The following is a 23,774-nucleotide window of genomic DNA, read 5'->3' as shown; positions in this document are numbered from 1 at the left end:
ATGAATGCCACAACCGCCTCGTTAGTACAGCTACAACTCAAAACGAACGCAACAGGCCTCAACGTATGGGGAATGAAGCCCTGTGCCATCATCAAGAAAAGGCTCCCCAAAACACCGAAAGAGGAGCCAAGAAAGCGAAAAAAACTGCTTAACTATAGGTAACCCACGAGATCATGTGTCAGGTGGGTACCATCACTCTCATATAGACAGTGAAATCTATTCAACAATCATTTTTTCCTACTACCGCTAAGCTCCACTTTCTAAGGTATTCTTTATCTCTAAGAGACGGCAGCTCAGCAGAATTATCCAAAATCTCATTTTCTCTTGCGGGAGGCACTAAAACAACAGATTGAAAATCTTCTTTAGAAAGCGAAACAAGAAGACGTTCAAAGTTACTTTCGTCGAAGTTATAAGAAACCTCTTCAATTAACAACAAGGTCAGGCGCTCCTTACAAATCTCACGCGCCTTTGTTATCATCAAATCTATAATCAAACGACCTTTCTCACTACCTGACAAGCCATTATATGTAACATAAAACTCCCGGCCTTCAACTTTAATCTCAAGATTATAACAAGGTTCTCCATCGCTCTTCCGCTCTATATATTCTTTGTCATTTTCATCATCATATGCGTATGAAACAGATAACCTTATGTCACCTGGAATAATTGTCTTTGTACCAATATCACATAGGGAATAAAGAGCACTCTTATCTACACCAAGAGCTCTCATGAAAAAATCGACATCATCTTCCCCTTCCTGTTTTCTTGCATTTGAGAAGGAGCAGTATATTATCTCTAAATCGCCGGGTGGAAGAAGATAAGTCCTGGACCCGTCGCATCTCGATATAACAGGACCCTTAACCTCTACAAAAATTTCTTTGTCAAAATTATCAACCGTAGAATAGACAACCTTTCCGGAGATAGTAGCTGGATAACTTTCTCCACACTCACTTAGCCTTTTCGTATTAACAAACCGTTCTGCAAAACATGAATTCGTGACAGAAGCAGCGATCTCGAGCAATGAAGTCTTTCCACTACCGTGCTTCCCCCACATCAAAGTATTTCTATACAAATTTATTTTCGGCAAGGGGCTCAGTATTGAAAATGAGGTTAACTCTATCGACTCTACCCAGCCAAGTGGAGATGGCGAATCATTCATTTGCTTTCTAACACGGGCCTCTGCAAGTTCCTTCCAGGCGAAAAGAACCTCAGCCGGGTAGTCACCACCCTTATTTTTATCAATTAATGCACCATGATATTGACAACACCATATCCCATTTTTCTCACTGCTTATAAACTCTTCGCTCTTCCCACCTTGACCTCTAGGGCCATTCTTCGAAGCGCTATATATATGGCAAGCGACACCCATATTTACGACGCCATCCTTTTCATAATACGGACCCATTGTAGGATTTTTGCAGCGCGGGACTGAACATCGGCCTCCGGCTTGCCTATATAGGATGTCAGGCACTCCTGTCCGAAAATTAATACGTTCATTACTAGATGGCTTCCTGCTATTCATTTGGCACCCGCGATTAACTTAGTTATCATGGAATATTTTTTGATAATTATCCGCACCAAGATATTTCACATTAAATATAAGAACACACAAAAATCTCCGCAACAATTATTTACCCACACATAAAACTAACAATCAATAATAGCAAACACCAAACTGCCCTAATACGAACTTAAAGATTTTATCTTTAGCCGAAGTGAAAGGTAGTAACACCAATTTTCACACCGAACTAAAACTGATCGTTTTATCCAGCTTCTCAACCAAGTCCTCGGCCCGCAAGTGTGTATACCGCCTCAGCATCTGCATCGACTTGTGACCACTGATCGCGGCGACCTCCTGATCGGATAGTCCTGCCTCGACTAGCCGGCTGACGGCCTCATGGCGTAGATCGTGAAAGCGAAAGTCATCAAGCCCAGCCTTCTTCTTCGCCTGGTTCCAGAGCTTGGTATAGGCATAGGGGCCGCGCTTGCCATCCTTTCCAGGCTCGCCGAAGAACACCAGGTCGCAGTCGAGCGGGCGCACCGGATTGTTCAGCGCCTGCTTGAACACCTCGGTGGCGGCCTGGGTCAGTGGCACCAGGCGGGCTTCGTTATTCTTGGTGTCCGTGAGGCGCACCACGCGGCGTTTCACGTCGACCTGTGAGCGAGTGAGGGTCAGGATCTCCGAGGAGCGCATACCCGTCTCCAGCGCGATTCTGGCGATCCAGGCCAGCATGGGGTTGCTGTGCTGCCTGAGCACGGCAAAAAGCCGCTTCTCCTCGTCGGCGCTCAGGCGGCGGTCGCGCCCTTCCCCCGGGCTGGGCTTGCGGATGTTCTGAACGGGATTGTAGGTCAGGCCGAGGCCCCATTCCTGGATGGCCACGGTGTAGAGGTGGCCAAGCAGGGCGAGTTCCAGGCGCACGGTATTGGCGCTGATCGGCTGACCACGATGGCCGATGCTGTTCAGGCGGGTGTCACGGAAGTTGGCGATAAGCTCCGGCGTTAGGGCCGCGAGGGAATATTTGCCCAGGTGCTCGATCAGCGTATTGGCCTTGTGACGCTCGCTCTTCTGGGTGCTGGGCTTCTTGGTGGGGGTGACGTCGGCCAGGTAGCGCTTGAGGGCGGCTTCGAGCGTCATGCGCTCCGAGGCGCTGCGCTGGATATAGACACCACGTACCATCTCGTCTTCGGTGCGGCGTGCCCAGTCCTGGGCGTCGCGCTTGGTGCGGAAGGTCTTGGCGGTGGTGGGCCAGCCGGTCTTACGGATGACGGCTTTCCAGCTGCCGGCAGGGGTCTTGACGATGGTGGCCATGAAAGTCTCCAGGGGACTGAAGGATCGGCACTGTACCGAAACTGTACCCTTGGACTATGGGACTCACCAGCGAGAATTCGTAAGATGCTGATTTCATTGGTGGGCCCAGCAGGACTCGAACCTGCGACCAAGGGATTATGAGTCCCCTGCTCTAACCAACTGAGCTATAGGCCCGGAGTGAGGTGGCACATAATAACGGAAGCTTACATACGAGACCAGCTTGAATATCTCATCTCACGCTGTTGCGCGGTCCGAGCTATCATCGGGGTCTGTGTGATAGAGGAGATAGCCCATGGCGCGAGTTACCCGTTGTTCGATTGGAGTGCTGAGTCTGTTTGCCTTTACCTGGATACTGCCTGTCCAGGCGGCCTGGAAGCTGGAACCGGATGCGTCCCACGTGGATGCCACGGTGGTGGAGATCACGCCGGAGGGCCCGGTCCCGCATCAGCATCGAATACACCAGCTGGAAGGCAGCATCGACAGCGAAGGCAACCTGAGCATGCCGCTCCGCTTGAATCAGCTGGAAGCCATGGAAACCCTGGAACCCTTGCCGTCCTGGTTCAGCCGTGTAGCGGATAGACCCGCAGCGACGGTGATCACGCATATCCCACCCCAACGTCTCGACGAGCTTGCGGTTGGCGAATCCCTGACCGAAACCCTGCAGTTCAAGGCGGAGTCCCAGGTGGAAAAAGAGCGGCAGGCGCCCGTGGAACTACGCTTTACTCGAGAATCTCCGGATCTGATACGTGTCACCAACGCTCAGCGCATCGTGCTGGACGGGCAGCAGATAATGGCCAACTCGAATGCGCGCACCATATTGCAACTACTCGGTTACGAGCAGCTTGGGGATGAAATACCGATCACGTTGGAAGCCGTACTCAGAAATAGCGACGGGATGTCTGATCCTGAGTAGATGAGTCAATTTCAAATTATAAATGAGAATGACTATTATTGTTTTTCTTGATTGACATGATTATCATCGCCGGCGAGTAGCTGCTAGTGATAAGCGTTATCAATCAAGGGAACAGGGAATGAAAAAACGTCTTTCCGTCGGGGTGGCCGTGCTTGCCGGCAGCGCGTCCATTGGGCTGCAGGCTCAGGAAGCGCAGGACACCATGGTAGTGGTTGGATCGCGCACGCCGACACAGATCAGCCAGATTCCCGGCGCCGTCTGGGTCATCGAGCGCGACGAGATTCAGCAGCAGCTCAATACCGGCGCGGACCTCAAGACTACCCTGGGCCGCCTGGTGCCGGGCATGGATCTGGCGCCCCAGGGGCGCACCAACTTTGGCCAGAACCTGCGCGGGCGCAGCGTGCAGGTGTTGATCGACGGGGTTTCCTTGAACAGCTCTCGTGGCCTTTCCCGTCAATTCGATTCCATCGACCCCTTCAATATCGAGCGAATCGAGGTGCTTTCCGGCGCCAGCAGCCTGTACGGCGGCGGCGCCACCGGTGGTATCGTCAATATCATTACCCGCAAGGGAGAAAGCGGGGGTCCGAACTGGCGAACCCGCGCCAGCGTCTCAAGCGGCTTCAACGATAGCGACGATTTCGACAAGGGCCTCAAGCAGTCCGTCAGCGGCGGCAGCGAGCGGCTGCAGGGTTATCTCGGCGTGGGCTACGAGGATCACGGCCGCTTCTACGACGGCGACGGCGACGAAATCTTTCCGGATATCACTCAGACCGACCTGCAGGACAATCGCAGTATCGACGTACTGGGCAACGTCAATGCCCAGCTGACGCCGGAACAGGACCTGCAGCTGACCGGCCAGATCTATCGCTCTCGTTATGAAGGCGACCGGGGCATCTATTTTCCGAACATTGCCCAGGCGCCTATTCCGAGTCTCGATGGCGCGGAGATTCGCGACGGCTTCGACTCGGACCGCAGCCCCTCCACGGAACGCAAGATGGTCAACGCCCAGTACCATCACGGCAATCTGCTGGGTCAGGATTTCTACCTGCAGGCGTTCTATCGCGAAGAGGAAGCGGATTTCAACGCCTTCCCCTACCCGCGCCCGCTGCCGTTGGAGGGTCGTTTCGGTACCGAATTCGCCACCTCCGAGCAGAACACCAAGCTCAGCGGCATCAAGGCGCTGTTCGACGCGGACCTGACCGAGACCGTCAGTCTCACCTACGGCGTCGACTACGAACACGAAGAGTTCGACGCCAATCAGATGTTCTTCGATATTCCCGCCACGGACGCCAGCGGCGGTCTGGTACAGCAGGAGTCCCGCACCGAAGAGCGTTATCCGAGCTACGAGGTCGACGGTTTCTCCGGTTTCCTCCAGGGCGACTGGCAGGCCACCGAGGCACTCAAGCTCTCTGCCGGGGTGCGTCAGCAGCATATGGAAGTCGACGTAGACGACTTCACCCTGCGCAACTACAACCAGCTGGGTGAGCGGGTCGGGGTGGAAATTCCCGGCGGCGACAACGACTATGATGCCACCCTGTTCAACGCCAGCGTTCTTTACGATTTCGGCGACCATCAGACCTGGCTGCGCTACAGCCAGGGTTTCGAGCTGCCGGACCCGGCCAAGTACTATGGCAAGGCACCGAATATCAGCGTCGGCGAAAACCCGCTGGACGCGGTGGAAACCGATCAGGTGGAGCTCGGCTGGCGCTACCGCGGCGACAGCTGGATGGGCCAGGCGGCCATCTACTATGCCTGGTCCGACAAGGCGGTGGAGAACAACGACGACTTGAGCGTTTCCGTGATCAACGAGAAGAAGCGCGATTACGGCTTCGAGGGCGCCGTGACTCGCTACTTCGACAACGGCTTCGAAACCGGCGGCACCCTGCACCTGGTGCGCTCCGAGCAGAAGAACGACGGCGACTGGGACAAGCGGGACGTGCGCTATGCCTCCGTATCTTCCGCTACCGCCTTCTTGGGCTGGACGGACTACGAGCGTTCCGTGCGCCTGCAGGCCAACCACAACTTCGATCTCGAGGACGACGCGGACCAGGAAATCGACGGCTATACCACCCTGGACCTGACCATGGGCTACCGGATGGGCATCGGCGAGCTGAACTTCGGTGTGGAGAACCTATTGGACAAGGACTATTCCACTGTCTGGGGGCAGCGCGCGGTGCAATTCTATTCGCCGAACTTCGGGCCGGAGTATCTGTTCGACTATCAGGGCCGTGGGCGTACCTACACCCTGAGTTGGAGCATGGATTACTGATCGAGCCGTCTTGCATGCACGCCCCCTCCCCAACCGGCATCTTGAAAACGCTTTACGTGGAGCCGCTGGATGCCTTGGCGCCGCCTCTGATCGCCGCCACGCCGCCGAGTGAGGCGATCTCCGTAGCGGCGCTGCTTGCCCCGGACCGGCTGCAGCGGGCGGTGGAGAATTTCGGTCGGCAATACATCAAGCAGGACAGACGCGGCGCCGCCAGCCAGTGGTCGAAATGGTATTTCAACACCCTGCTGGTACCGGCATTGCTGGCCAATCTGCTGCTGGAGCGGGAGCTTTGTCTGATACCGGAGCGGCTTTACGTGACGTTGAACGCGCAGTCTCGCCCAGAGCGGCTGATCCTGCGCAATGAAGGCGCTCCCCTGACCAGCCATGAGCCTTTCGAACGCTTCGCGCATCTTATGAACGACGCCTTGACACCAATGATCAAGGCACTGGCGTCCATTTCCGGCGCCTCGCCACGGGTCTTCTGGAGCAACGCCGGCAACACCTTCGAGACTCTCACCAGCCAACTGCATCGGCATCCCGCCGCGGAGCAGGATGCCGGCGCTCCCGCCCGACAGCTGCTGGAGCGGCGCATTCTGCCCGGTGGTCGCTGCAACCCCCTCTATCGGCCAGTGCGCTATATCGAACAGCTGGACGGCTCGCGCAAGCGGGTACGCCGGCTGTGCTGTATTCGTTACCTGATACCGGAACTCGACTACTGCGGCAACTGCCCGCTGCTAAAGCCTTCAACAAGAAACATTTGACAAGAAGCGGCTATCTCACGATAATGATAATTAATCTCATCAAAGACGCTGCCGTCATGACTTCGGAACATTCTCGGCTCTATTACAGCTGCATTTTCCTGCATGTCTCCTTCCAGGCCGTACTAGGCACGGTGGAGAACTCGTCAAAGAGCGAAGACACCCCCTGCTGGCTCGATGCGCAGTTGCTAGGCATGCTTTCCGACGAACTGCAGCGCTGTCGTAGCGACGCGGCACCCTTGCCTGAAGTATGTCAGGCACTGGATACCGCAATCTATCACTGCAGCCTGTTGATGGCCCAGTGCCCCGCCGCGGTCAACCGCCAGCTGTGCCGCCATCATCTCGAAGCGATCATGATGCCGCTCAAGGAAGCTTCGTCCCGACTATCGAACAAGGCGGGCCCGGCCGCCTCACAGCGTTCCGCCGGTCAGCGCCTGCGCGGCTGGCTAGGCTGGTAAAGCACTCTGCTTGCCTCATTCTCGGATAATCGTTGATACCCGTCGAGGCAGCCACTCTGCCGCTGGAAGGCATGCACCATGTCTACCAAGGAAACAACTTGAGGGTTTTCCGACCGTCGCCGGAAACAAGAGAACCGGGGCGAACCCCGGTTCTTCTTATCGACCTGTCAGCTTGCGTGATCAGCTTACGGCAGCCTGATAACGGCGCTCGACCTCTTCCCAGTCGATGACGTTATAGAAGGCTTCGATATAGTCCGGACGCTTGTTCTGGTACTTCAGATAGTAGGCGTGCTCCCAGACGTCCAGCCCCAGCACCGGGGTGTTGCCGTGCATCAGCGGGCTATCCTGGTTCAAGGTATTCTCCACCACCAGGGACTTCTGCGGGGTGACGCTCAGCCAGGCCCAGCCGCTGCCGAAACGACCCAGGGCTGCCTTGGTGAAGCTTTCCTTAAAGGCGTCGAAGCCGCCCAGTTCGCTGTCGATGGCCTTCGCCACCTGGCCTTGCGGCTGGCCGCCGCCCTGGGCGGACATCATCTTCCAGAACATCGAGTGGTTGGCGTGGCCGCCGCCGTTGTTGATCACCGCCTGGCGCTTGTCCTCGGGCACCTGGTCGAGATCGCTGATCAGCTCGTCCACCGGCTTGTCCTCGAGACCGGTGCCTTCCAGGGCGCCGTTGAGGTTGTTGACGTAGGTCTGATGATGCCGCGAATGGTGGATCTCCATGGTCATCGCATCGATGTGGGGTTCCAGGGCATCATAGGCGTAGGGAAGATCGGGTAGTGAATGTGGCATGATGCATCACCTTTTGAATCAGGGGTAAATTGACATTCCATGTCATGAGCGTTGTTGCCGATGCATGACATGGCAGCGGGTTCACACAACAATAAAAATCATCCTCATCTTAGCCCCCCGAGCCGGCTATCATCAAATCCTTGGGTCTTGCCGGGCGTTCGGCTCCGTCAGACCAACGGCATAGCCGACTCCAGGACGCCGGTCTGCACCCGCCACTGGGCCGCGTAGCGTCCATTTTCTTCGAGCAGCGTTTCATGGCTACCGCGCTCCACGACTCGCCCCGCGTGAATCACCACGATCTCGTCCGCGTGCACGATGGTCGACAGCCGATGAGCGATCACGATCACCGTGCGACCACGGGCGATGCGCGACAGGGAGCGCTGGATGGCGGCCTCGGTCTCGTTGTCCACGGCGCTGGTGGCCTCGTCGAGCACCAGGATCGGCGGGTCCTTGAGCAGCGCCCGAGCCAGGGACAGCCGCTGGCGCTGGCCGCCGGAAAGACGCACGCCGCGCTCGCCGACCAGGGTGTCGAGGCCGTTGGGCAACGCCTGAATGAAGTCCCAGGCCTCCGCCGTCCTCGCCGCCTCGATGATGGCCGCCTGCGGGGCGTCCGGTCTTCCGTAGACGATATTGTCCCGCACGCTGCCTTCGAACAGGTAGACCTCCTGGCTGACCAGGCCGATGGCCCCGCGCAGCGAGTTCAGGCTGAGCGTATCGATCCGCTGATCGTCGATGCGGATTAGCCCGGCGTCCGGGTCGTGGAAGCGCAGCAGCAGCTTGATCAGGGTCGACTTGCCGGAGCCGGTTGCTCCCACCAGAGCCAGGGTATGACCCGCCGGCACCTCGAGATCGATTCCCTCGATACCGGCGCCGCCCGTCGCGTAGCGAAAGCTCAGGTTTTCGAAGGTCACCGTCCCGCGCACCGGCTGGGTCAATGACGTTTCGGCGTTGTCGCGTACCCGGATCGGCGTCGCCAGCAGATCGAGAATGCGCCGGGTGCTGGCCATGGCGCGCTCGAACAGATCGATGACCTGAGCCAGACCGGTCAGCGGCCACAGCAGACGCTGGGTGAGGAACACCAGCACGCCGTAGGCGCCGACGTTGAGATCCCCCCGCAGCGCCATCATGCCGCCTACCATGAAAGTCGCCAGGAAGCCGGCGAGAATGGCCATGCGGATGATCGGAATAAAGGCGGAACTGAGGCGAATCGCCCGGACGTTGGCCTCGACGTAGGCTTCGCTGGCGGCGCGCAGCCGCTCCGCCTCGCGACGCTCCGCGGTGAAACTCTTGATGGTGGCGATGCCGGCAATATTGTTGGAAAGCCGGCTGGCCAGCTCGCCGACCCGTTCGCGAACCTCGCCGTACAGCGGCCCGGCCTTGCGCTGGAAGTAGAAGGCACCCCAGACGATCAGCGGAATCGGCGTGAAGGCCAGCAGCGCGATCAGCGGCGAGAGCACGAAGAATACCGCCCCTACCGCTACCACCGTCACGCCCACCTGGATCATGGCGTTGGCGCCGCCGTCGAGGAAGCGTTCGAGCTGGTTGACGTCGTCGTTCATGGTCGCCACCAGTTGCCCGGAGCTTCGCGACTCGAAGAAGCCCATGTCCAGTCGCTGCACGTGCTCGTAGGCATCCTGGCGTAGGTCCGCCTGCAGCCGCTGGGCCAGATTGCGCCACAGAATCTGGTAGAGGTATTCGAACAGCGACTCCCCGGCCCAGATGAAGAAGGTCAGCACCCCGAGCACCAGAATCTGCTCCCTCGCCGTGGTGAAACCCAGCCCGGCGACGAAGCTGTCCTCCTGGTTGACCACCACGTCGATGGCCACCCCGATCAAAATCTCCGGAGCGATATCGAACAGCTTGTTGACGATCGAGCAGGTGGCGGCGGCGGCGATCCGACGACGATAGCCCCTGGCATAGCGCAGCAGGCGTACCAGGGCGTGAAAACTCTGATTGGATGACATCAGGGATTACCAGCGATAGCTCAGACTGCCGATCACGCTACGGGATTCGCCCTAGTAGCACCAGTAGTCGCAGCTGCGCGTTACCACCAATGATTGATATTGATAAACATTCTTGTTTAGATTATCTTTCTGCGGCGAGATTTTCTTCGACATCCCCGCGTTCACTCAATCTGCTGCGGAGTCCACCATGTTCAATGTCAACGCCGCGTCCTTCGCGATCGACGACAAACGGATTCTGCATCCTGTGGATCTCGCCTTCTCCCAAGGCAGGCTGTACGGCCTGATCGGCCACAACGGTTCCGGCAAGTCGACCCTGCTCAAGCTGCTGGCCCGCCAGCAGCCCATCAGCCAGGGCGATATCGAATTCGACGGCAAGCCGCTTTCCCGCTGGGGCAAGCGGGAATTCGCCCGCCAGGTGGCCTACCTGCCGCAGCATCTACCCGCCACGGAGAACCTCACCGGACGCGAGCTGATCGATTTCGGCCGCTACCCCTGGCGCGGCCTGCTGGGGCGCAAGAGCGCGGAAGATACCCGTCAGATCGAGCGGGCCATGGCGCTGACCCATACCGAGGCCTTCGCCGATCGGCTGGTGGACACGCTTTCCGGCGGCGAGCGCCAGCGAGTATGGCTGGCCATGCTGCTGGCCCAGGGCAGCCGTTTCCTGCTGCTGGACGAACCCTTGGCGGCGCTGGACATCGCCCACCAGATCGAGGTGCTGAGCCTGGTCAAGACCCTCTCCCAAGAGCTCGACCTGGGCGTGATCATCGTGATGCACGATATCAACCTGGCCGCTCGCTACTGCGATCATCTGGTCGCCCTGCACAGCGGCCGACTGCTGGAACAGGGGGCGCCGGAGCGCATCATGCGCCCCGCCACCCTGCAGTCCATCTACGGCATCGCCATGCAGATTCTCGCCTCGCCCCAAAGCCGTCATCCGATCGCTGTCGTGAACTGAGCATGGCCTGCGCTCGTATCCTTTTCCCGCTGCGCCTGGGGCTGGCGTGGCTGGTATTTCTGACGCTGCTTAGCAGCGGCCCGGCCTTGGCGAAGCCGCGTATCGCCACTCTGGACTGGGCCCTGGCGGAAACCCTGCTGGGTATCGGCGTCACCCCTCTGGCCATGGCCAGTCCGAACATCTACAACGCCTGGGTGGGGGAACCGCGAGCACCGCAGGGCGTGCAGGACATCGGCCTGCGCAACCAGCCAAATCTGGAGCAGCTGGCGGCGCTCGAACCGGACGTCATCCTCATGTCGCCGCGCTTCAGTTCGCTTGAGCCGCGGCTTTCCCGCATCGCGCCGGTGCATCAGCTCGGCCTCTACAATACCGAGCAGGACGTCTGGCCGACCTTGCTGGCACTGACCCGGAGGCTGGGGGAGATCAGCGATTCTCCCCAATCCGCCGAAACGCTGATCGACGACACCCGGGCGCTATTCGCTACCTGGCGAAAACGTCTGGCGCCCTACCGGGATACGCCGCTTCTGATCGTGCAGTTCAGCGACGACCGCCATCTGCGGGTCTTCGGCGATCACGGCCTGTTTCAGGTGGCCCTCGACAGTTTGGGCCTGACCAACGCCTGGCAAGGCGACACCAACGCCTACGGCTTCGCGTTGATCGATTTGCAGGAACTCGCGACAATCGAGGCGCGGATCGTCATCGTCGAGCCCTTGCCGATGGGAGTCGAGCCCGCTCTTGCCCATAGCGGCCTGTGGCGGCGGCTTATCGCCCGCAACCCGCATGGCGTCGGCACCCTGCCGGAAACCTGGAGTTTCGGCGCCCTGCCCTCGCTGCAACGCTTCACCCGCCTGCTGGGCCGGCTGCTGACAAAGGGCGCCGACGATGCCTGATGCTACCCTACCCTACTATCGGCGGCGCGGCCTGCTGACTCGTCTCGGCCCGGCAGGAATCTGCTTATTGCTAACGCTGATTCTGGCAGCGTTGATCGCGTGGGTCTTCGCCACCGAAGGACTAGTGGTTTCCCTGGCGGCGCTATTTTCTCCTGGCGATACCCTGAACCAGACGGTGCTGCACTACAGCTGGTGGCCGCGACTTGTGATGGCGCTGCTGGCCGGGGCGGGCCTGTCCCTGGCCGGGGTACTGATGCAGCAGGTGCTGCGCAATCCCCTGGCCTCCCCCACGACCCTGGGGGTAACCCAGGGCGCCAGCCTGGCGCTTATGACAGCGACCCTGACGGCGCCGGGGCTGATGATATGGGGCCGTGAATGGGTCGCACTCGGAGGTGGAATCGGTGCCATGGGGCTGGTCTTCGCGCTGACCTGGAAGCGGGATTTCGCCCCGGTGGTGGTGGTGCTGGCAGGGCTGGTGATCAATCTGTACGCCGCCGCTCTTGGCGTCGTGCTGCTGCTTTTTTATCAGGAGGAGCTCAAGGGCATATTGATCTGGGGGGCCGGATCGCTTTCCCAGAACGACTGGAGCGGCGCCGGCTTCCTGCTGCCGCGCCTGCTGGTCGGCACCGGCCTGGCCCTGCTGCTCAGCCGCGCTCTGAGGGTGCTGGAACTCGACGACGCCAGCGCCTCGAGCCTGGGGGCCTCGCTAGGCTGGCTGCGCGTCGGCGGGCTGGGGGTGGCGATTTTCCTGACCGCCTGCGTGGTCAGCGCGGTGGGCGTCGTCGGCTTCATCGGCCTGGCGGCGCCGGCCATCGTGCGGCTGGCCGGGGCGAGACGCCTGACGCAGCGCCTTTTGTGGGGCAGCCTGCTGGGGGCGCTGATGCTGGCGATCACCGACCAAGCCGTGCAGCAGTTCACCCAAGGCTTTCCGATGCTGATTCCCACCGGCGCCACCGCGGCGCTGCTCGGGGCACCATTGCTGCTCTGGCTGCTGCCGCGACTGAAGTTGACCAGCGACCGCCCCGCCAGCCGTGGCGCCAGTCTCGGCAAGCGCCATCCGGCACCTTTACGCCTGGGCCTCGTGCTGCTGGGAAGTATCGTTCTGGCGTCGCTTCTCGCCCTGCTGCTGGGCCATGGCGGTCAGGGGTGGCAGTGGCTGTCCCCAGGCCAGTGGGACATCATCCAGTGGCGCCTGCCTCGGCTGTTGGCGGCGGCGGGAAGCGGCATCCTGCTGGCCATCGCCGGCACGCTGATCCAGCGGCTCAGCGCCAACCCCATGGCCAGCCCCGAGGTGCTGGGCATCAGCGGCGGCGCCGCCATCGCCCTGATGATCACCATCTTCCTCAACCGCTCGCCGAGCCAGTGGACGCTCCTGGGCATGGGCACCCTGGGGGCGGCGATCACACTGCTGGCACTGATCCTGCTCAACCGGCGCAGTGGCTTCCTGCCGGAGCGCCTCTTGCTCACCGGGGTGGCCATCACCGCCCTGTTCGACGCGGTGCGCGCTATTCTTCTCGCCGGCGGCGATCCGCGCGGCATTCAGGTACTGGCCTGGCTGTCCGGCTCCACCTATTACGTCGACCTGCCCACCGCCACGGTCATCATCCTGCTGGCGCTGCTGCTGGGGGCCACCAGCCTGCCCTTCGCCCGCTGGTTGGATATCCTGCCTCTGGGCGCCGCCACCTCGCGCGCTCTGGGCATTCACCTGACCCTGGCCAGGCTCGCGCTGCTGGGACTTGTCGCCCTGCTGACCGCCTGCGCCACCCTGGTGGTAGGCCCCTTGTCGTTTATCGGGCTGCTCGCGCCGCATCTGGCCCGGCTGCTGGGATTCGCTCGCGCGCGGCAGCATCTGGTGGGTGCCATGCTGGTGGGCGCGCTGCTGATGATTTCGGCGGATTGGGTCGGACGTCAGCTGCTGTTTCCCCAAGAAGTGCCCGCCGGCCTCATGGCCTCGCTGCTGGGTGGCGCCTACTTCCTGTGGAGCTTGAGACGCTTGTGAATTAGCCGTTGCTGCTTGAAATCCCGCAGATAACCCGCATAGTTAAGGAGTGGCAAGCGGTCAGTCACGTTGGCACGAAAAGAGCATTTGGCCGAATTGTAATCAAAGGGAGCAGGATATGATTCAGCAAAAAGCATTCAACAAGACACTACTGGCAGCCCTTGTCGCGGCCGGAATGACCGTCAGCGGTAGTGCCATGGCGGCGCCTCAAGGGCTTTATTCCGCGGACGAATTGACGGATGCGGAAGTCTTCAGCCCTCAATCCGGGGACGAAGCCATCGGCGAAGTCGAGGATATCCTTCTCGACGAGGACATGAAGGTACGCGCCATTGTCGTGGATACCAGCAATCTGCTGGATCTGGGCGCTCGCCAATACGTCATCGATACCGGCAAGTTCACCGTCGAGACCCGTAACGACGACGATCTGGACGATCTGGAATACCGAGTCAATGTGGATATGACGGAAGAGGAAATCACTCAGCAACCGGAATACGATAACGATTGGTGGGCACAGACCAAGAAGTCCGCTGCCAGCGCCTGGGAGGATACCAAGCAAGGCGCACAGAGCGCCTGGGAAAGCACCAAGGCCGCCACCTCGGACGCCCTGACCAGCGCCGGTCAAGCCATTGAAAGCGCCGGCGACAAGACGGAGCAGGCCACGGACGAAGCCGCAAATTAAGCGCGTTTCTCTATTCCATACCCGGTCCTTGACCGGGTATTTTTATTGATACATCAAAACAAAAAACGCCTCACTAGGAGACGTTTTCATGCTTTCCACACCGGGCTCATAGCCTTCTAAGGGCAGGTTTTTCCACTATCGCTTAAACCGGAACCCTGATGGGTATCTCATTTCGCCATGGGATCGGCTTGAGAATTGGTAGCTTCCGCTTCCGGAGACATTTCATCCGCGTTGGGGCCATAGCCAGAAGCCGCGTTGCCTTCAACACTACCTCCACCGCTGCTCGCTTTCTCCATGGGGTTAGCTTGAGAATTGGTAGCCTCCGCTTCCGGAGACATCTTGTCTGCATTGGGCCCATAACCAGCAGCCGCGTTGTCTTCGACGCTACCGCTGCTGCCGTCCATCTTGTCCATAGGATCCGCGGCGGAATCCGTGGATTGCGCCGCAGGCGGCTGGTTACTTTCCATGCTGTTCTGAGTGGCGTTCTGGGCAAATGTCAACGGGCTTGCCACCAACCCAAACGATATACCGATAATCCCGATCTGCTTGAGTAAATCCTTGGACACCATGCTGATATCTCCTTGGGAAGCTTTCCTTGTTGAAAGCGTTACACGACCGTTGCGTATTTCTAGTGCATCGATGAACGCCTGGATCAAGTATGAACGTTAGTGAATGGATTACAAGACAGGCAGGATACCAACAGGCCGGCGAATTGACGCTACCTGCTCACGTTCGCCGCAACCGCCCGATCACTGACCGGGCTTTTTGTCAACAAAAAACCGCCCTTTAATATCAAGGGCGGTTTTCGCGTTGGCGCTAATACATTATTTCACTGTTCGAGAATTACTGCGCCGGATTGGAAGCGGAGTCGGTAGCTTCTGCTGCGGGTGATTGCTCATCCATGTCCGGCTCATATTCGTGGGAAGAAACACCGCCTTCATTCATTCCCGAGCCGCCTTGATCCTCTTTCTGCATGGGATTGGACGCGGAATCGGTGGATTCCGCCGCAGGAGACTGCTCATCCATGTCTGACTCGTATTCATGAGAAGACACGCCGCCTTGATTCTGACCGGCGCCACTTTCATCCATCTTGTCCCTAGGATCAGACGCGGATTCGGTCGCTTGCGCGGCGGGAGGCTGATTGGTCTGAACACTGTTCTGGTCGGCAATATCGTCGGAATTGGTGCTTTGCCCAAACGCCAGCGGGCTTGCCGCCAAACCAAACGATACACCAATAATCCCGATCTGCTTGAGTAAGTCCTTGGACATCATGCTGATACCTCCTTGGGAAGGTTTCTTTGGCTTGAGCGTTGCAACGACGGTTGCTTTTTTTACGCCTATACAAGCACTTGAATCGATCATGAACACCGCTGAATGAGTTTCAAGTCAATCAGATTACGCTAGCGTTCATGAACCATCCTTTTACAAACCACCGGCCTTCGTCAAGCCTTGAATCTTCGAAACTTCTATACTGCCTGCATAGTGACCGCCCTGAATGGCAATAGTTCGCGGCTCGCTCAGGTCGGTAGCCAACGGGATCGTTTTCTTGCTAATGTGTGAAACGGAGCTAGCAACGGCTCCACCGCTTGACTCAACGGAAGAAACGTAAGCAATCTTTTACGGCTGAACGAAAGGAGAATTACCATGAACTGGGATCAGATCGAAGGCAGCTGGAAGGAAGTGCGCGGCAAGGCCAAGGAAAGCTGGGGCGACATGACCGACGACGAGCTGGATCAGATCGGCGGTCGCAAGGATCAACTGGTGGGTCAGCTCCAGCGCAAGTACGGCATGAGCAAGGAAGAAGCGGACCGCAAGGCGGACGAGTGGGCCAGGAAGCTATAATTCCGGCTCTATAACTCCGGCTATCGAGATATCGCCCATCCTTTGAGGATGGGCATAAGCTTTCAATCAATGAGCTTGGTGCACGATGGCTTGAGTATGGCGGGCGATCATCCACTCCTCGTCCGTCGGCACCACCCACACCGGAACCGCGCTATCTTCCGTCGTGATACGCGGCCCATGCGCCTCGTTAGCCTTCTCATCCAGGCGTATTCCCGCCCAGCTCGCCAATTCGCAGACACGCGCGCGAATAGGCGCCGCATGCTCGCCGATACCGGCAGTAAAGACGAAGGCATCCAGCCCGCCCAGGATCGCGGTCAACGCCCCCAGCTCACGATTGATCCGGTAGACATAAAGTGCGATGGCTTCCTTGGCGCTCTGGGCGTCGCTTGCCAACAGCTCGCGCATGTCATTGCTGATGCCGGACATGCCGAGAAGCCCCGACTGGTGATAGAGCAGTTCCGCCACCTCCGCGCTGCTCATTCCCCATTCGCTTTGCAGATACAGCACTACTCCCGGGTCGAGGTTGCCGCAGCGAGTCCCCATGGGCAGGCCGTCCAGGGCGGTAAACCCCATGGTGGTGGCGATACTGCGGCCTTCCTTGAGGGCGCACATGCTGGCGCCATTACCCAGATGAGCCACCACGACTCGCCCGGCGGCGGTCCTTTCACCGATGATACTCGGCAGGATTTCCGCCATGTACTCGTAGGAAAGGCCGTGGAAGCCGTAGCGACGCACCCCGTCCTCGTAGAGTCGCGGCGGCAGGGCGAACTGTTTCGCCACCTTGGGCAGCTGACAGTGAAAGGCGGTATCGAAGCAGGCCACCTGGATCAGATCCGGCTCGAGAGCCGCCAGGGAGCGAATGCCTGCCAGGTTGTGGGGCTGATGTAGAGGCGCCAAAGGGTTGAGCTTGTCGAGCTCGCCGAGTACCCGCTCATCGACTCTGACTGGTCCGCTGAACAGGTTGCCGCCATGCACGACCCGGTGACCCACGGCGGTAATATCCCGAGCCGCCTCGCGAGTCCGCCCCCACTCCACCAGCGCCGCCATGGCCTGACCGTGGCTACAGCCTTCCTCGAGAGACTTGTCGATGATCGGTGCGTTGTGGCGATCCTCTGCGTAGAGTCGAGGCGTGGAACCGATTCCCTCGATCTGACCGTGCCCAATCAACGGGAGGCTGGCGTGGTCTCCATCATAGAGTCCGAACTTGATGCTGGAAGAGCCGCTGTTGAGTATCAGAATCGCGTCTTTCATTTAACCTTTCCCTGTTGAAAACCACCGGCACGCTGAAAACGATCGAAGAGCACCGCGAGGGCACAGGATGCCATACGGGTGATGGCATCGTCCGCCCGGCTGGTCAAAATGATCGGCACCCGTGCGCCAAGCGCGATACCCGCGCCTTCCGCGCCGCCCAGGTATTCCAGCTGCTTGGCCAGCATATTGGCGGCTTCCAGGTCCGGCGCCACCAGAATGTCCGCCTGGCCGGCAACCGGGGAAACGATGCCCTTGGTTTCGGCGGCTTGCGGCGACACCGCGTTGTCGAAGGCCAGCGGGCCGTCGATCAGACCGCCTTTGATCTGGCCGCGATCCGCCATCTTGCAAAGCGCTGCCGCCTCCAGGGTCGAAGGTAAGGCCGGCGTCACGGTTTCCACCGCGGAAAGCACCGCCACTCGAGGAACTTCGATCCCCAAGGCGTGGGCCAGTTCGATGGCGTTTTGAACGATATCCCGCTTGTCCTCCAGCGAGGGATAGATATTGATCGCCGCGTCGGTGATGAACAAGGGACGGGAATAGGTCGGCACATCGAAGGCAAAAACGTGGCTCAAGCGGCGTTCGGTGCGTAGCCCGACATCCTTTTTCACTACCGCCCGCAGCAGCTCGTCCGTATGCTGGCTACCCTTCATCAAGGCCTGGACCCTGCCTTCCCGAACCAGCGCCACCGCCTTTTCCGCCGCCGCGTGGCTATGGGGCGTATCTATCAGGGAATAGGCGTCGATACTGAGGCCTTCCTGCTCTGCCACGGCCTGAATCTTGTGCGCGGGACCGACCAGAACGGGCTCGATCAATCCTGCCTCTGCCGCGTCCAGGGCACCGCGCAGAGAAAGCGCATCCACCGGATGTACCACGGCGGTGGCCAGTGCGGACTCTTCCAGAGCGGCGGCCATCAGCCGATGAAGATGAGTGCGTTCCGCCAGGTGCACCTCTGGTGCCAGCCAGCGGGGTCGGCGAATCTTTTCCCGGGGCGCCAGTACCCGAGCTTCGCCACTGATGATCGCTTCACCCAGTTGATTACGACACTCGCAGTCCAGCAATACCTGCTGCCCGTCGCTATCCTTGGCTTTCACCGTTACAACCACTGTCAGCCGATCTCCCAGCTTGACCGGCTTCAAAAAACGTAGTGTCTGGCCGAGATAGATGGTCCCAGGCCCAGGGAGCTGAGTACCAAGCACCGTGGAGATCAAGGAGCCGCCCCACATACCGTGGCCAACCACCTCATGAAAGCGGCTGCTGCGAGCGTAGTCCTCGTCCACGTGAGCGGGATTGACATCCCCGGAAATAATCGCGAACAGCTTGATATCCTGCAGCGTCAGTGCTCGCTCCAATTGCGCCTGATCACCGACCTGAATCTCATCGAAGGTCAGGTTCTCGATCATGTCCTGTGGCAAAACTCACCTCACTATGATGCGTTATCGACATTTTCACTTCGATCAACTGAACGAGCGTCGCGATTGACAAGCCTAACAACAACCCTCTAGGATTTCGCCATTCCTGGGGGAGTCCTTGGCTGGACTGAGATTCCGTGGTCGATTCTATCGCTTCGGTAACCCTTTGAACCTGATCCGGATCATGCCGGCGAAGGGAAGGAAGCGCCTTTCTACACTGCTCCCCCTCCTACCGCACTTCACCTTGGCATACCGGTCCCCTTGCCTTGCATCGTCAGCTAGGCGATGCCTTGGAGGAGCCAATGCTCGATACGTTCTCGACCATCCTGTGGCTGCTGCTGTTCGCATCCCTGTTCGCCCTTGCGGGCATGCTCTATGCCCGACGTCACCAGGAAAGCCTGGAAGACTTCATCATTGCCCGCAACAGCCAGAGCGCCACCGCCACGGTGCTGACCCTGATGGCCTCCACCCTGGGCACCTGGATACTGTTCGGTCCGGCCCAGGCGGCGACCTGGGGCGGCCTGGCGGCGATCACCGGTTATGCTCTGGGCTCCCTGGCGCCGCGCCTGGTGATGATTCCTCTCGGCCGGCGCCTGCGGGAACTGGCGCCCCAAGGCCATTCCCTGACCGAGTTCGTGATGACTCGCTACGGGCGCGGCATGTACGCCATCACCCTGGTCATCATGCTGTTCTACCTGTTTATTTCCCTGGCAGCGGGTATTACCGCGGTAGCCAGGATGATCGAACTGCTGGCGCCGGTACCGCTTTGGGTCACCAGCCTGATCGTGATGGGCGCCACCCTGCTTTACACCCTGTATGGCGGGCTGCGCGCCTCGATCTTCACGGACAAGGTACAGATGATCGTCATCATGCCGCTGCTGATCGTGCTGCTGGTATTCGGCTGGCAGGCCGCCGGCGGCATCGAGCCCACTCTGGCGGGGCTGGCGGACAAGGCGCCGCAGCTGCTCAATCTGGCGGATATCGGCGGCCTGAAAGCGGGACTGACGTTCTTTATCGCGGTGCTGCTGACCGGACTTTTCTACCAGGGCAACTGGCAGCGGGTCTATGCGGCCCGGGACAACCGGGCAGTGCGCACCGGCTTTCTGCTGGGCGGGCTGTTGAGCACGCCGATGATCTTCCTGATGGGCCTGTTTGGCCTGGCTTTCGTCGGCCTCGGAATGCCCGGAGACGGCTCCGTGGCGCTGTTCAGCGTGCTCCTGACAGATATTCCCGCCTGGTTCGCCGTCGCCCTGATCGTGCTGGGGCTGGCGCTGGTGATGAGCAGCGCCGATACAACCATCAGCGCCGCCTCGAGCATGATCGCCGTGGACGGCGGGCGGCTGGTGCCTAACGCCAGCGGCGCTCGGCTGATGGCTGCCTCCCGCTGGCTGATCTTCCTGCTGGCGATTCCGGTGATGATCGTCGCCTCCCAGGGCTACAGCGTGCTGTACCTGTTTTTGCTGGCGGATCTGTTCTGCTGCGCCGCCGCCTTCCCGGTGTTCTTCGGCCTGTTCAACCGGCGCTTCGACGGCCGTGGCGCCGTGATTGCCACCTTGAGCGGCCTCGTCGCTGGACTATGGATATTCCCGGCGCCGGGAGATCAGCTCGATACCCTGATGGAATCCTTCCTGCTGGCGACCTTCGTTCCGGTCGCCGTGGCGCTGATGCTGATGATGGTCCTGCCGACCCGGGAGCGCTTCGACTTTGCCACGCTAAGCGCCGGCGTGCGGCGCTTCGATCACCAATAGAGCTAGCTGGAGAGCAGCGCCGACACAACCATCAGCGCCGCCTCGAACATGATCGCCGTAGAAGCTGAATAGCAACGGCGGGTAGGCGGGCAGGAGAGCTCTCAGCCCTATTAACATTATTAACATTGTTAATTGTTTTTATGCAAAGTAAAATGGTAAATGAGCTATCACAACAAGGATACCGACAATGAATATTCCCAAGCTGGCCCTCGCCGCGCTGACCGTGTTTGCCTTTGGTGGCGTCTCCGGAACGGCCTTGTCTGATACCAACCAGTACAACGTGGTCTTTGAACAGGGCAGTGTACTGATCATTTGTGAACCGCCTGAAGGGCAGGAGCTGACGATGGATCAGTTCAACCAAGCTTTCCCGCGCTGGATCACTGTCATGCAGAAACTGGCGGACGAAGGCACTGTCAAACGTGCGCACTACCTTGGGCAGTTGAAGGAGGGTGTGTTCATTGTCGTCGACGGATCCGATCGTGATGAAGCCATGGAAAGTGCGGTTGCCCTCAGCGATCAGTTGAACACCATTTTTACCGAAGAGACCGGCATCACGGCTGTAGATACCTGCGAATTCCGTGAGATCGGGCCTGTTGCCGTATTACCACGGCAATAGTCGTTTGGTGCTGTGTGCTACCGCATACAGCACCGTGCGCTGCCAGGCGCTAACCCGGCGATGGCAAGTGTTCACATGGGTGCATCGACGTCCAGGTGCGTCCAACTCCCGCTGCTTGGCCTTGGTTTCCTTTATCGCAGTGCTGCTAACCGGGCTTTTCTATCAGGGCAACTGGCAGCGGGTCCATGCGGCCCGGGACAATCGGGCGCTGCGCACCGGCTTTCTGCCGAGCGGTCCGTTGAGTACGCTAATGATCTTCCCGATGGGCCTGCTCAACCGGCGCTTCGATCCTTGATCAGGTGCTAAGGACGCTCGAGTCCCAGATGCCCGCGCAGCGTGGTGGCCTGATACTCCTGGCGAAACAGGCCGCGACGCTGCAGTTCCGGCACCACCTGATCGACGAAATCCTCGATGCCGCCGGGCAGCGACGGCGGCATCAGATTGAAGCCGTCCGCCCCCTCATTGCGAAACCAGCGCTCCATTTCATCGGCGATGCTCTCCGGCGTGCCCACCAGGGTGCAATGCCCGCCTCCGGCGGCGAGCCTTCCCAGCAGTTCCCGCAGGGTCGGCTGCTCGGTTTCGACGATACGCAGAATAGTGGCGTAACGCCCCTGGGGACCGCTGAAGTCCTCCAAGGGCGGCAGTTCCGGTACCGGCGCGTCCAGCTCCCAGTCCGAGCAGTCCTGTTCGATGAACAGCCCCAGCTGGCGCAGGGACGCTGCCACCGGCAGGCATTCATCCAGCTCCCGCTGCTTGGCCTTGGCCTCCGCCTCCGTGGAACCCACGTAAGTGACCAGCCCCGGCAGGATAGGCACCGGATCGTGTCGCCCCGCCGCCTGTACCCGAGCCTTGATATCACGGTAGTACTGCTGGGCTGCCTCGAGATCGAAGGCCACCGCGTATATCGCCTCTGCGTAACGTGCTGCCAGATCCCGCCCCTGCTCGGAGGCTCCCGCTTGCACCAGCACCGGATGCCCCTGGGGCGGGCGCGGCAGGTTGAGCGGGCCGTCCACCAGGAAGTGTTCGCCGTGGTGATGAATCTTTTTCACTTTGGCTGGATCCGCGTAGCGCCCTTGGCGATCACACTCGATGGCGTCGTCCTGCCAGGAGTCCCAGAGCGCCAACACCGCCTCGACGAACTCCTCCGCCCGGGCATAGCGGGCCGCGTGATCCGGCATGGCTTTGTAGTTGTGGTTGCGCGCTTCGCTGTCGAACATGGAGGTCACCAGGTTCCACCCCATCCGCCCCGCGGAGATATGATCCAGGGACGCCACTAGCCGCGCGGCATGGAACGGCGTGTAGAAGGTGCTGGACACGGTGCCGATCAGGCCGATGCGCTCGGTGGCACGGCTTATGGCGGAAAGCGCGGTGAGCGGTTCCAGATGCCAGTAGAAGCCGTCTTCCACGCTACCGGTGGCCATGCTGTCGGCGAAGAATACCGCATCGAGCTTGCCCCGCTCGGCGATGCGCGCCAGCTCCTCATAGTAGCGAATATCCCCGAGCCGCTCCGCGGCGGATGCCGGATGACGCCAGGCCGCCTTGTGATGACCGCAGCCGAGGATGAACAGGTTGAGGTGAAGCTGATCGCGGGCCATCAGTTCTTCACCAGGCCGCCGTCCACCACCAGGTTCTGACCGGTCACCGCCCGAGCCCAATGCGAGGCGAAGAACAGCGCCGCATCGGCGAACTCCTCCGGGGTGGTGACCCGGCGCAGCGGCGTATTGGCAGCGATCAGCTCGAAGACTTCCTCCGGCGTTGCACTGGAAGCATCCGTGGTGCGCAGCAGTCCACCGGAAATCATGTTGACGGTGATGTTATCCGGCCCCAGATCCTGGGAAAGCGTGCGGGTCAGCGACAGCAGCGCCGCCTTGGCGGCGGTGTAGTCGTGATAGGGCACCACCGGATTCTGGAACAGGTTGGTGCCGATATTGACGATGCGTCCGAAGCCCTGCTCCCGCATGCCGGGAAGTACGGCCTGAGTAGTATTCAAGGCACCGCGCACCACCCCCTCGAACTGCTGTTGAAGGCTCTCCCAGCCCAGGCTGTCCGCCTGGGGCCGAGCATCGCCGTCGAAGGAGAACCTTGGCAAGGCGTTATTGATCACCGTGGTGATGGGCGCGCCGAAATATGCTTGCGCCTCGGCGACCAGCGCGGCCACCGCCCGAGAATCCGTCACATCTGCCTGCATCGCCAAGGCCTTGCCTTGTGATGCCGTGGCCAGAGCGTTCGCTGCCTCGCGGCTTTCGAGATAATTGACTACCACCCGGGCACCCTGTCCGAGAAACGCACGGGTCAGGCGTTCGCCGACCCCGCGAGCGCCGCCGGTGATCAGCACGATCTGCTGGTCGAGAGGAAAGGAGACAGGGGAGCAGGAAGAAAGTGGCATGACATGTCCTTGGCGTACTTTTCTGTATTGTCGTAC

General features: G+C 59.8%; 22 protein-coding genes, 1 tRNA gene and 1 riboswitch. Of the genes, 12 read left to right on the top strand and 11 right to left on the bottom strand.

Annotation, left to right across the window (positions count from 1 at the left end; all coding sequences use genetic code 11):
• Positions 1-220: 220 nt before the first annotated feature.
• From FGL86_RS08685 to FGL86_RS08675, 3 genes are all read right to left on the bottom strand, one after another.
• Complete coding sequence (locus FGL86_RS08685) at positions 221-1,369, bottom strand: hypothetical protein (protein ID WP_147184197.1); 1,149 nt, start codon at positions 1,367-1,369, stop codon at positions 221-223.
• Positions 1,370-1,738: 369 nt separating this feature from the next.
• Positions 1,739-2,809, bottom strand: a complete 1,071-nt coding sequence (locus FGL86_RS08680; RefSeq protein ID WP_147184196.1) for a tyrosine-type recombinase/integrase — start codon at positions 2,807-2,809, stop codon at positions 1,739-1,741.
• Positions 2,810-2,906: 97 nt separating this feature from the next.
• Positions 2,907-2,983: transfer RNA gene (locus tag FGL86_RS08675), tRNA-Ile, on the bottom strand.
• Between the two features lie 118 nt (positions 2,984-3,101).
• On the opposite strand from FGL86_RS08675, the gene FGL86_RS08670 reads away from it, so the two are divergent.
• The 4 genes from FGL86_RS08670 (at position 3,102) to FGL86_RS08655 (ending at position 7,207) form a co-directional block, all read left to right on the top strand.
• The gene (locus tag FGL86_RS08670; RefSeq protein WP_147184195.1) at positions 3,102-3,722 is read left to right on the top strand and encodes a hypothetical protein; all 621 of its coding nucleotides are present in this window, start codon (positions 3,102-3,104) and stop codon (positions 3,720-3,722) included.
• A gap of 118 nt (positions 3,723-3,840) precedes the next feature.
• A complete protein-coding gene (locus FGL86_RS08665) occupies positions 3,841-5,991 on the top strand; it encodes a TonB-dependent receptor (protein ID WP_147184194.1) in 2,151 nt (716 codons plus the stop codon).
• A gap of 14 nt (positions 5,992-6,005) precedes the next feature.
• Positions 6,006-6,752, top strand: a complete 747-nt coding sequence (gene fhuF / locus FGL86_RS08660; RefSeq protein WP_147184193.1) for a siderophore-iron reductase FhuF — start codon at positions 6,006-6,008, stop codon at positions 6,750-6,752.
• Positions 6,753-6,808: 56 nt separating this feature from the next.
• On the top strand, positions 6,809-7,207 hold the full coding sequence (locus FGL86_RS08655; protein WP_147184192.1) for a hypothetical protein: 399 nt from the start codon (positions 6,809-6,811) through the stop codon (positions 7,205-7,207).
• A gap of 180 nt (positions 7,208-7,387) precedes the next feature.
• On the opposite strand, the gene FGL86_RS08650 is transcribed toward FGL86_RS08655, so the two are convergent.
• A complete protein-coding gene (locus tag FGL86_RS08650) occupies positions 7,388-7,999 on the bottom strand; it encodes a superoxide dismutase (RefSeq protein ID WP_147184191.1) in 612 nt (203 codons plus the stop codon).
• Between the two features lie 167 nt (positions 8,000-8,166).
• Positions 8,167-9,963 carry an ABC transporter ATP-binding protein gene (locus FGL86_RS08645; protein ID WP_147184190.1) on the bottom strand — a complete coding sequence of 599 codons (1,797 nt, stop codon included), beginning with the start codon at positions 9,961-9,963 and terminating at the stop codon, positions 8,167-8,169.
• 187 nt (positions 9,964-10,150) lie between these two features.
• Here FGL86_RS08645 and FGL86_RS08640 point away from each other — a divergent pair, with 187 nt between their 5' ends.
• From FGL86_RS08640 to FGL86_RS08625, 4 genes are all read left to right on the top strand, one after another.
• Positions 10,151-10,918, top strand: coding sequence for an ABC transporter ATP-binding protein (locus FGL86_RS08640; RefSeq protein WP_147184189.1), 768 nt, complete (start codon positions 10,151-10,153; stop codon positions 10,916-10,918).
• Positions 10,919-10,920: 2 nt separating this feature from the next.
• On the top strand, positions 10,921-11,808 hold the full coding sequence (locus tag FGL86_RS08635) for an iron-siderophore ABC transporter substrate-binding protein (protein ID WP_147184188.1): 888 nt from the start codon (positions 10,921-10,923) through the stop codon (positions 11,806-11,808).
• Positions 11,801-13,807: a Fe(3+)-hydroxamate ABC transporter permease FhuB gene (fhuB, locus tag FGL86_RS08630; protein WP_147184187.1), complete on the top strand. Its 2,007-nt coding sequence runs from the start codon at positions 11,801-11,803 to the stop codon at positions 13,805-13,807. Before FGL86_RS08635 ends, fhuB begins: the two co-directional genes overlap by 8 nt.
• 118 nt (positions 13,808-13,925) lie before the next feature.
• Positions 13,926-14,486 carry a PRC-barrel domain-containing protein gene (locus FGL86_RS08625; RefSeq protein ID WP_147184186.1) on the top strand — a complete coding sequence of 187 codons (561 nt, stop codon included), beginning with the start codon at positions 13,926-13,928 and terminating at the stop codon, positions 14,484-14,486.
• Between the two features lie 167 nt (positions 14,487-14,653).
• Here FGL86_RS08625 and FGL86_RS08620 read toward each other — a convergent pair whose 3' ends face one another.
• Complete coding sequence (locus FGL86_RS08620; protein ID WP_147184185.1) at positions 14,654-15,055, bottom strand: hypothetical protein; 402 nt, start codon at positions 15,053-15,055, stop codon at positions 14,654-14,656.
• A 274-nt stretch (positions 15,056-15,329) separates the two neighbouring features.
• The gene (locus FGL86_RS08615; RefSeq protein WP_147184184.1) at positions 15,330-15,758 is read right to left on the bottom strand and encodes a hypothetical protein; all 429 of its coding nucleotides are present in this window, start codon (positions 15,756-15,758) and stop codon (positions 15,330-15,332) included.
• A gap of 372 nt (positions 15,759-16,130) precedes the next feature.
• On the opposite strand from FGL86_RS08615, the gene FGL86_RS08610 reads away from it, so the two are divergent.
• Positions 16,131-16,328 carry a CsbD family protein gene (locus FGL86_RS08610; RefSeq protein ID WP_147184183.1) on the top strand — a complete coding sequence of 66 codons (198 nt, stop codon included), beginning with the start codon at positions 16,131-16,133 and terminating at the stop codon, positions 16,326-16,328.
• A 66-nt stretch (positions 16,329-16,394) separates the two neighbouring features.
• Here the strand turns inward: FGL86_RS08610 and FGL86_RS08605 are convergent, their stop codons facing one another.
• Together FGL86_RS08605 and FGL86_RS08600 are read right to left on the bottom strand one after the other, a co-directional pair.
• Entirely contained in the window at positions 16,395-17,579 is a 1,185-nt protein-coding gene (locus tag FGL86_RS08605; RefSeq protein ID WP_147184182.1) for an acetate/propionate family kinase, read from the bottom strand.
• Positions 17,576-18,991, bottom strand: coding sequence for a bifunctional enoyl-CoA hydratase/phosphate acetyltransferase (locus tag FGL86_RS08600; RefSeq protein WP_246131772.1), 1,416 nt, complete (start codon positions 18,989-18,991; stop codon positions 17,576-17,578). The genes FGL86_RS08605 and FGL86_RS08600 overlap by 4 nt, the downstream gene beginning before the upstream one ends.
• A 95-nt stretch (positions 18,992-19,086) precedes the next feature.
• Positions 19,087-19,204, top strand: a riboswitch (TPP riboswitch).
• 86 nt (positions 19,205-19,290) lie between these two features.
• Between FGL86_RS08600 and FGL86_RS08595 the strand changes: the two genes are divergently transcribed.
• The 3 genes from FGL86_RS08595 to FGL86_RS08585 all read left to right on the top strand — a co-directional run bounded on the left by FGL86_RS08595 (position 19,291) and on the right by FGL86_RS08585 (position 21,647).
• The gene (locus FGL86_RS08595) at positions 19,291-20,736 is read left to right on the top strand and encodes a sodium:solute symporter family protein (RefSeq protein ID WP_147184181.1); all 1,446 of its coding nucleotides are present in this window, start codon (positions 19,291-19,293) and stop codon (positions 20,734-20,736) included.
• Between the two features lie 187 nt (positions 20,737-20,923).
• Positions 20,924-21,352 (top strand): hypothetical protein, encoded by a 429-nt coding sequence (locus FGL86_RS08590; protein WP_147184180.1) that lies wholly within the window; start codon positions 20,924-20,926, stop codon positions 21,350-21,352.
• 79 nt (positions 21,353-21,431) lie between these two features.
• The gene (locus FGL86_RS08585) at positions 21,432-21,647 is read left to right on the top strand and encodes a hypothetical protein (protein ID WP_147184179.1); all 216 of its coding nucleotides are present in this window, start codon (positions 21,432-21,434) and stop codon (positions 21,645-21,647) included.
• Between the two features lie 7 nt (positions 21,648-21,654).
• Here the strand turns inward: FGL86_RS08585 and FGL86_RS08580 are convergent, their stop codons facing one another.
• The gene (locus tag FGL86_RS08580) at positions 21,655-22,947 is read right to left on the bottom strand and encodes an LLM class flavin-dependent oxidoreductase (protein WP_147184178.1); all 1,293 of its coding nucleotides are present in this window, start codon (positions 22,945-22,947) and stop codon (positions 21,655-21,657) included.
• On the bottom strand, positions 22,947-23,738 hold the full coding sequence (locus tag FGL86_RS08575) for a 3-oxoacyl-ACP reductase (RefSeq protein ID WP_147184177.1): 792 nt from the start codon (positions 23,736-23,738) through the stop codon (positions 22,947-22,949). The genes FGL86_RS08580 and FGL86_RS08575 overlap by 1 nt, the downstream gene beginning before the upstream one ends.
• Positions 23,739-23,774 lie beyond the last annotated feature (36 nt).

This window comes from Pistricoccus aurantiacus (assembly GCF_007954585.1).
Lineage (GTDB): Bacteria > Pseudomonadota > Gammaproteobacteria > Pseudomonadales > Halomonadaceae > Pistricoccus > Pistricoccus aurantiacus.
Note: the sequence above shows the minus strand (reverse complement) of the source record. Positions and strands in the feature narration are given on the sequence as shown.

Bases quoted from the DNA above. Each gene is read 5' to 3' on its own strand.
- FGL86_RS08685 (WP_147184197.1), bottom strand. From the start codon at position 1,369: ATGGGTGTCGCTTGCCATATATATAGCGCTTCGAAGAATGGCCCTAGA.
- FGL86_RS08680 (WP_147184196.1), bottom strand. From the start codon at position 2,809: ATGGCCACCATCGTCAAGACCCCTGCCGGCAGCTGGAAAGCCGTCATC.
- FGL86_RS08670 (WP_147184195.1), top strand. From the start codon at position 3,102: ATGGCGCGAGTTACCCGTTGTTCGATTGGAGTGCTGAGTCTGTTTGCC.
- FGL86_RS08665 (WP_147184194.1), top strand. From the start codon at position 3,841: ATGAAAAAACGTCTTTCCGTCGGGGTGGCCGTGCTTGCCGGCAGCGCG.
- fhuF (WP_147184193.1), top strand. From the start codon at position 6,006: ATGCACGCCCCCTCCCCAACCGGCATCTTGAAAACGCTTTACGTGGAG.
- FGL86_RS08655 (WP_147184192.1), top strand. From the start codon at position 6,809: ATGACTTCGGAACATTCTCGGCTCTATTACAGCTGCATTTTCCTGCAT.
- FGL86_RS08650 (WP_147184191.1), bottom strand. From the start codon at position 7,999: ATGCCACATTCACTACCCGATCTTCCCTACGCCTATGATGCCCTGGAA.
- FGL86_RS08645 (WP_147184190.1), bottom strand. From the start codon at position 9,963: ATGTCATCCAATCAGAGTTTTCACGCCCTGGTACGCCTGCTGCGCTAT.
- FGL86_RS08640 (WP_147184189.1), top strand. From the start codon at position 10,151: ATGTTCAATGTCAACGCCGCGTCCTTCGCGATCGACGACAAACGGATT.
- FGL86_RS08635 (WP_147184188.1), top strand. From the start codon at position 10,921: ATGGCCTGCGCTCGTATCCTTTTCCCGCTGCGCCTGGGGCTGGCGTGG.
- fhuB (WP_147184187.1), top strand. From the start codon at position 11,801: ATGCCTGATGCTACCCTACCCTACTATCGGCGGCGCGGCCTGCTGACT.
- FGL86_RS08625 (WP_147184186.1), top strand. From the start codon at position 13,926: ATGATTCAGCAAAAAGCATTCAACAAGACACTACTGGCAGCCCTTGTC.
- FGL86_RS08620 (WP_147184185.1), bottom strand. From the start codon at position 15,055: ATGGTGTCCAAGGATTTACTCAAGCAGATCGGGATTATCGGTATATCG.
- FGL86_RS08615 (WP_147184184.1), bottom strand. From the start codon at position 15,758: ATGATGTCCAAGGACTTACTCAAGCAGATCGGGATTATTGGTGTATCG.
- FGL86_RS08610 (WP_147184183.1), top strand. From the start codon at position 16,131: ATGAACTGGGATCAGATCGAAGGCAGCTGGAAGGAAGTGCGCGGCAAG.
- FGL86_RS08605 (WP_147184182.1), bottom strand. From the start codon at position 17,579: ATGAAAGACGCGATTCTGATACTCAACAGCGGCTCTTCCAGCATCAAG.
- FGL86_RS08595 (WP_147184181.1), top strand. From the start codon at position 19,291: ATGCTCGATACGTTCTCGACCATCCTGTGGCTGCTGCTGTTCGCATCC.
- FGL86_RS08590 (WP_147184180.1), top strand. From the start codon at position 20,924: ATGAATATTCCCAAGCTGGCCCTCGCCGCGCTGACCGTGTTTGCCTTT.
- FGL86_RS08580 (WP_147184178.1), bottom strand. From the start codon at position 22,947: ATGGCCCGCGATCAGCTTCACCTCAACCTGTTCATCCTCGGCTGCGGT.
- FGL86_RS08575 (WP_147184177.1), bottom strand. From the start codon at position 23,738: ATGCCACTTTCTTCCTGCTCCCCTGTCTCCTTTCCTCTCGACCAGCAG.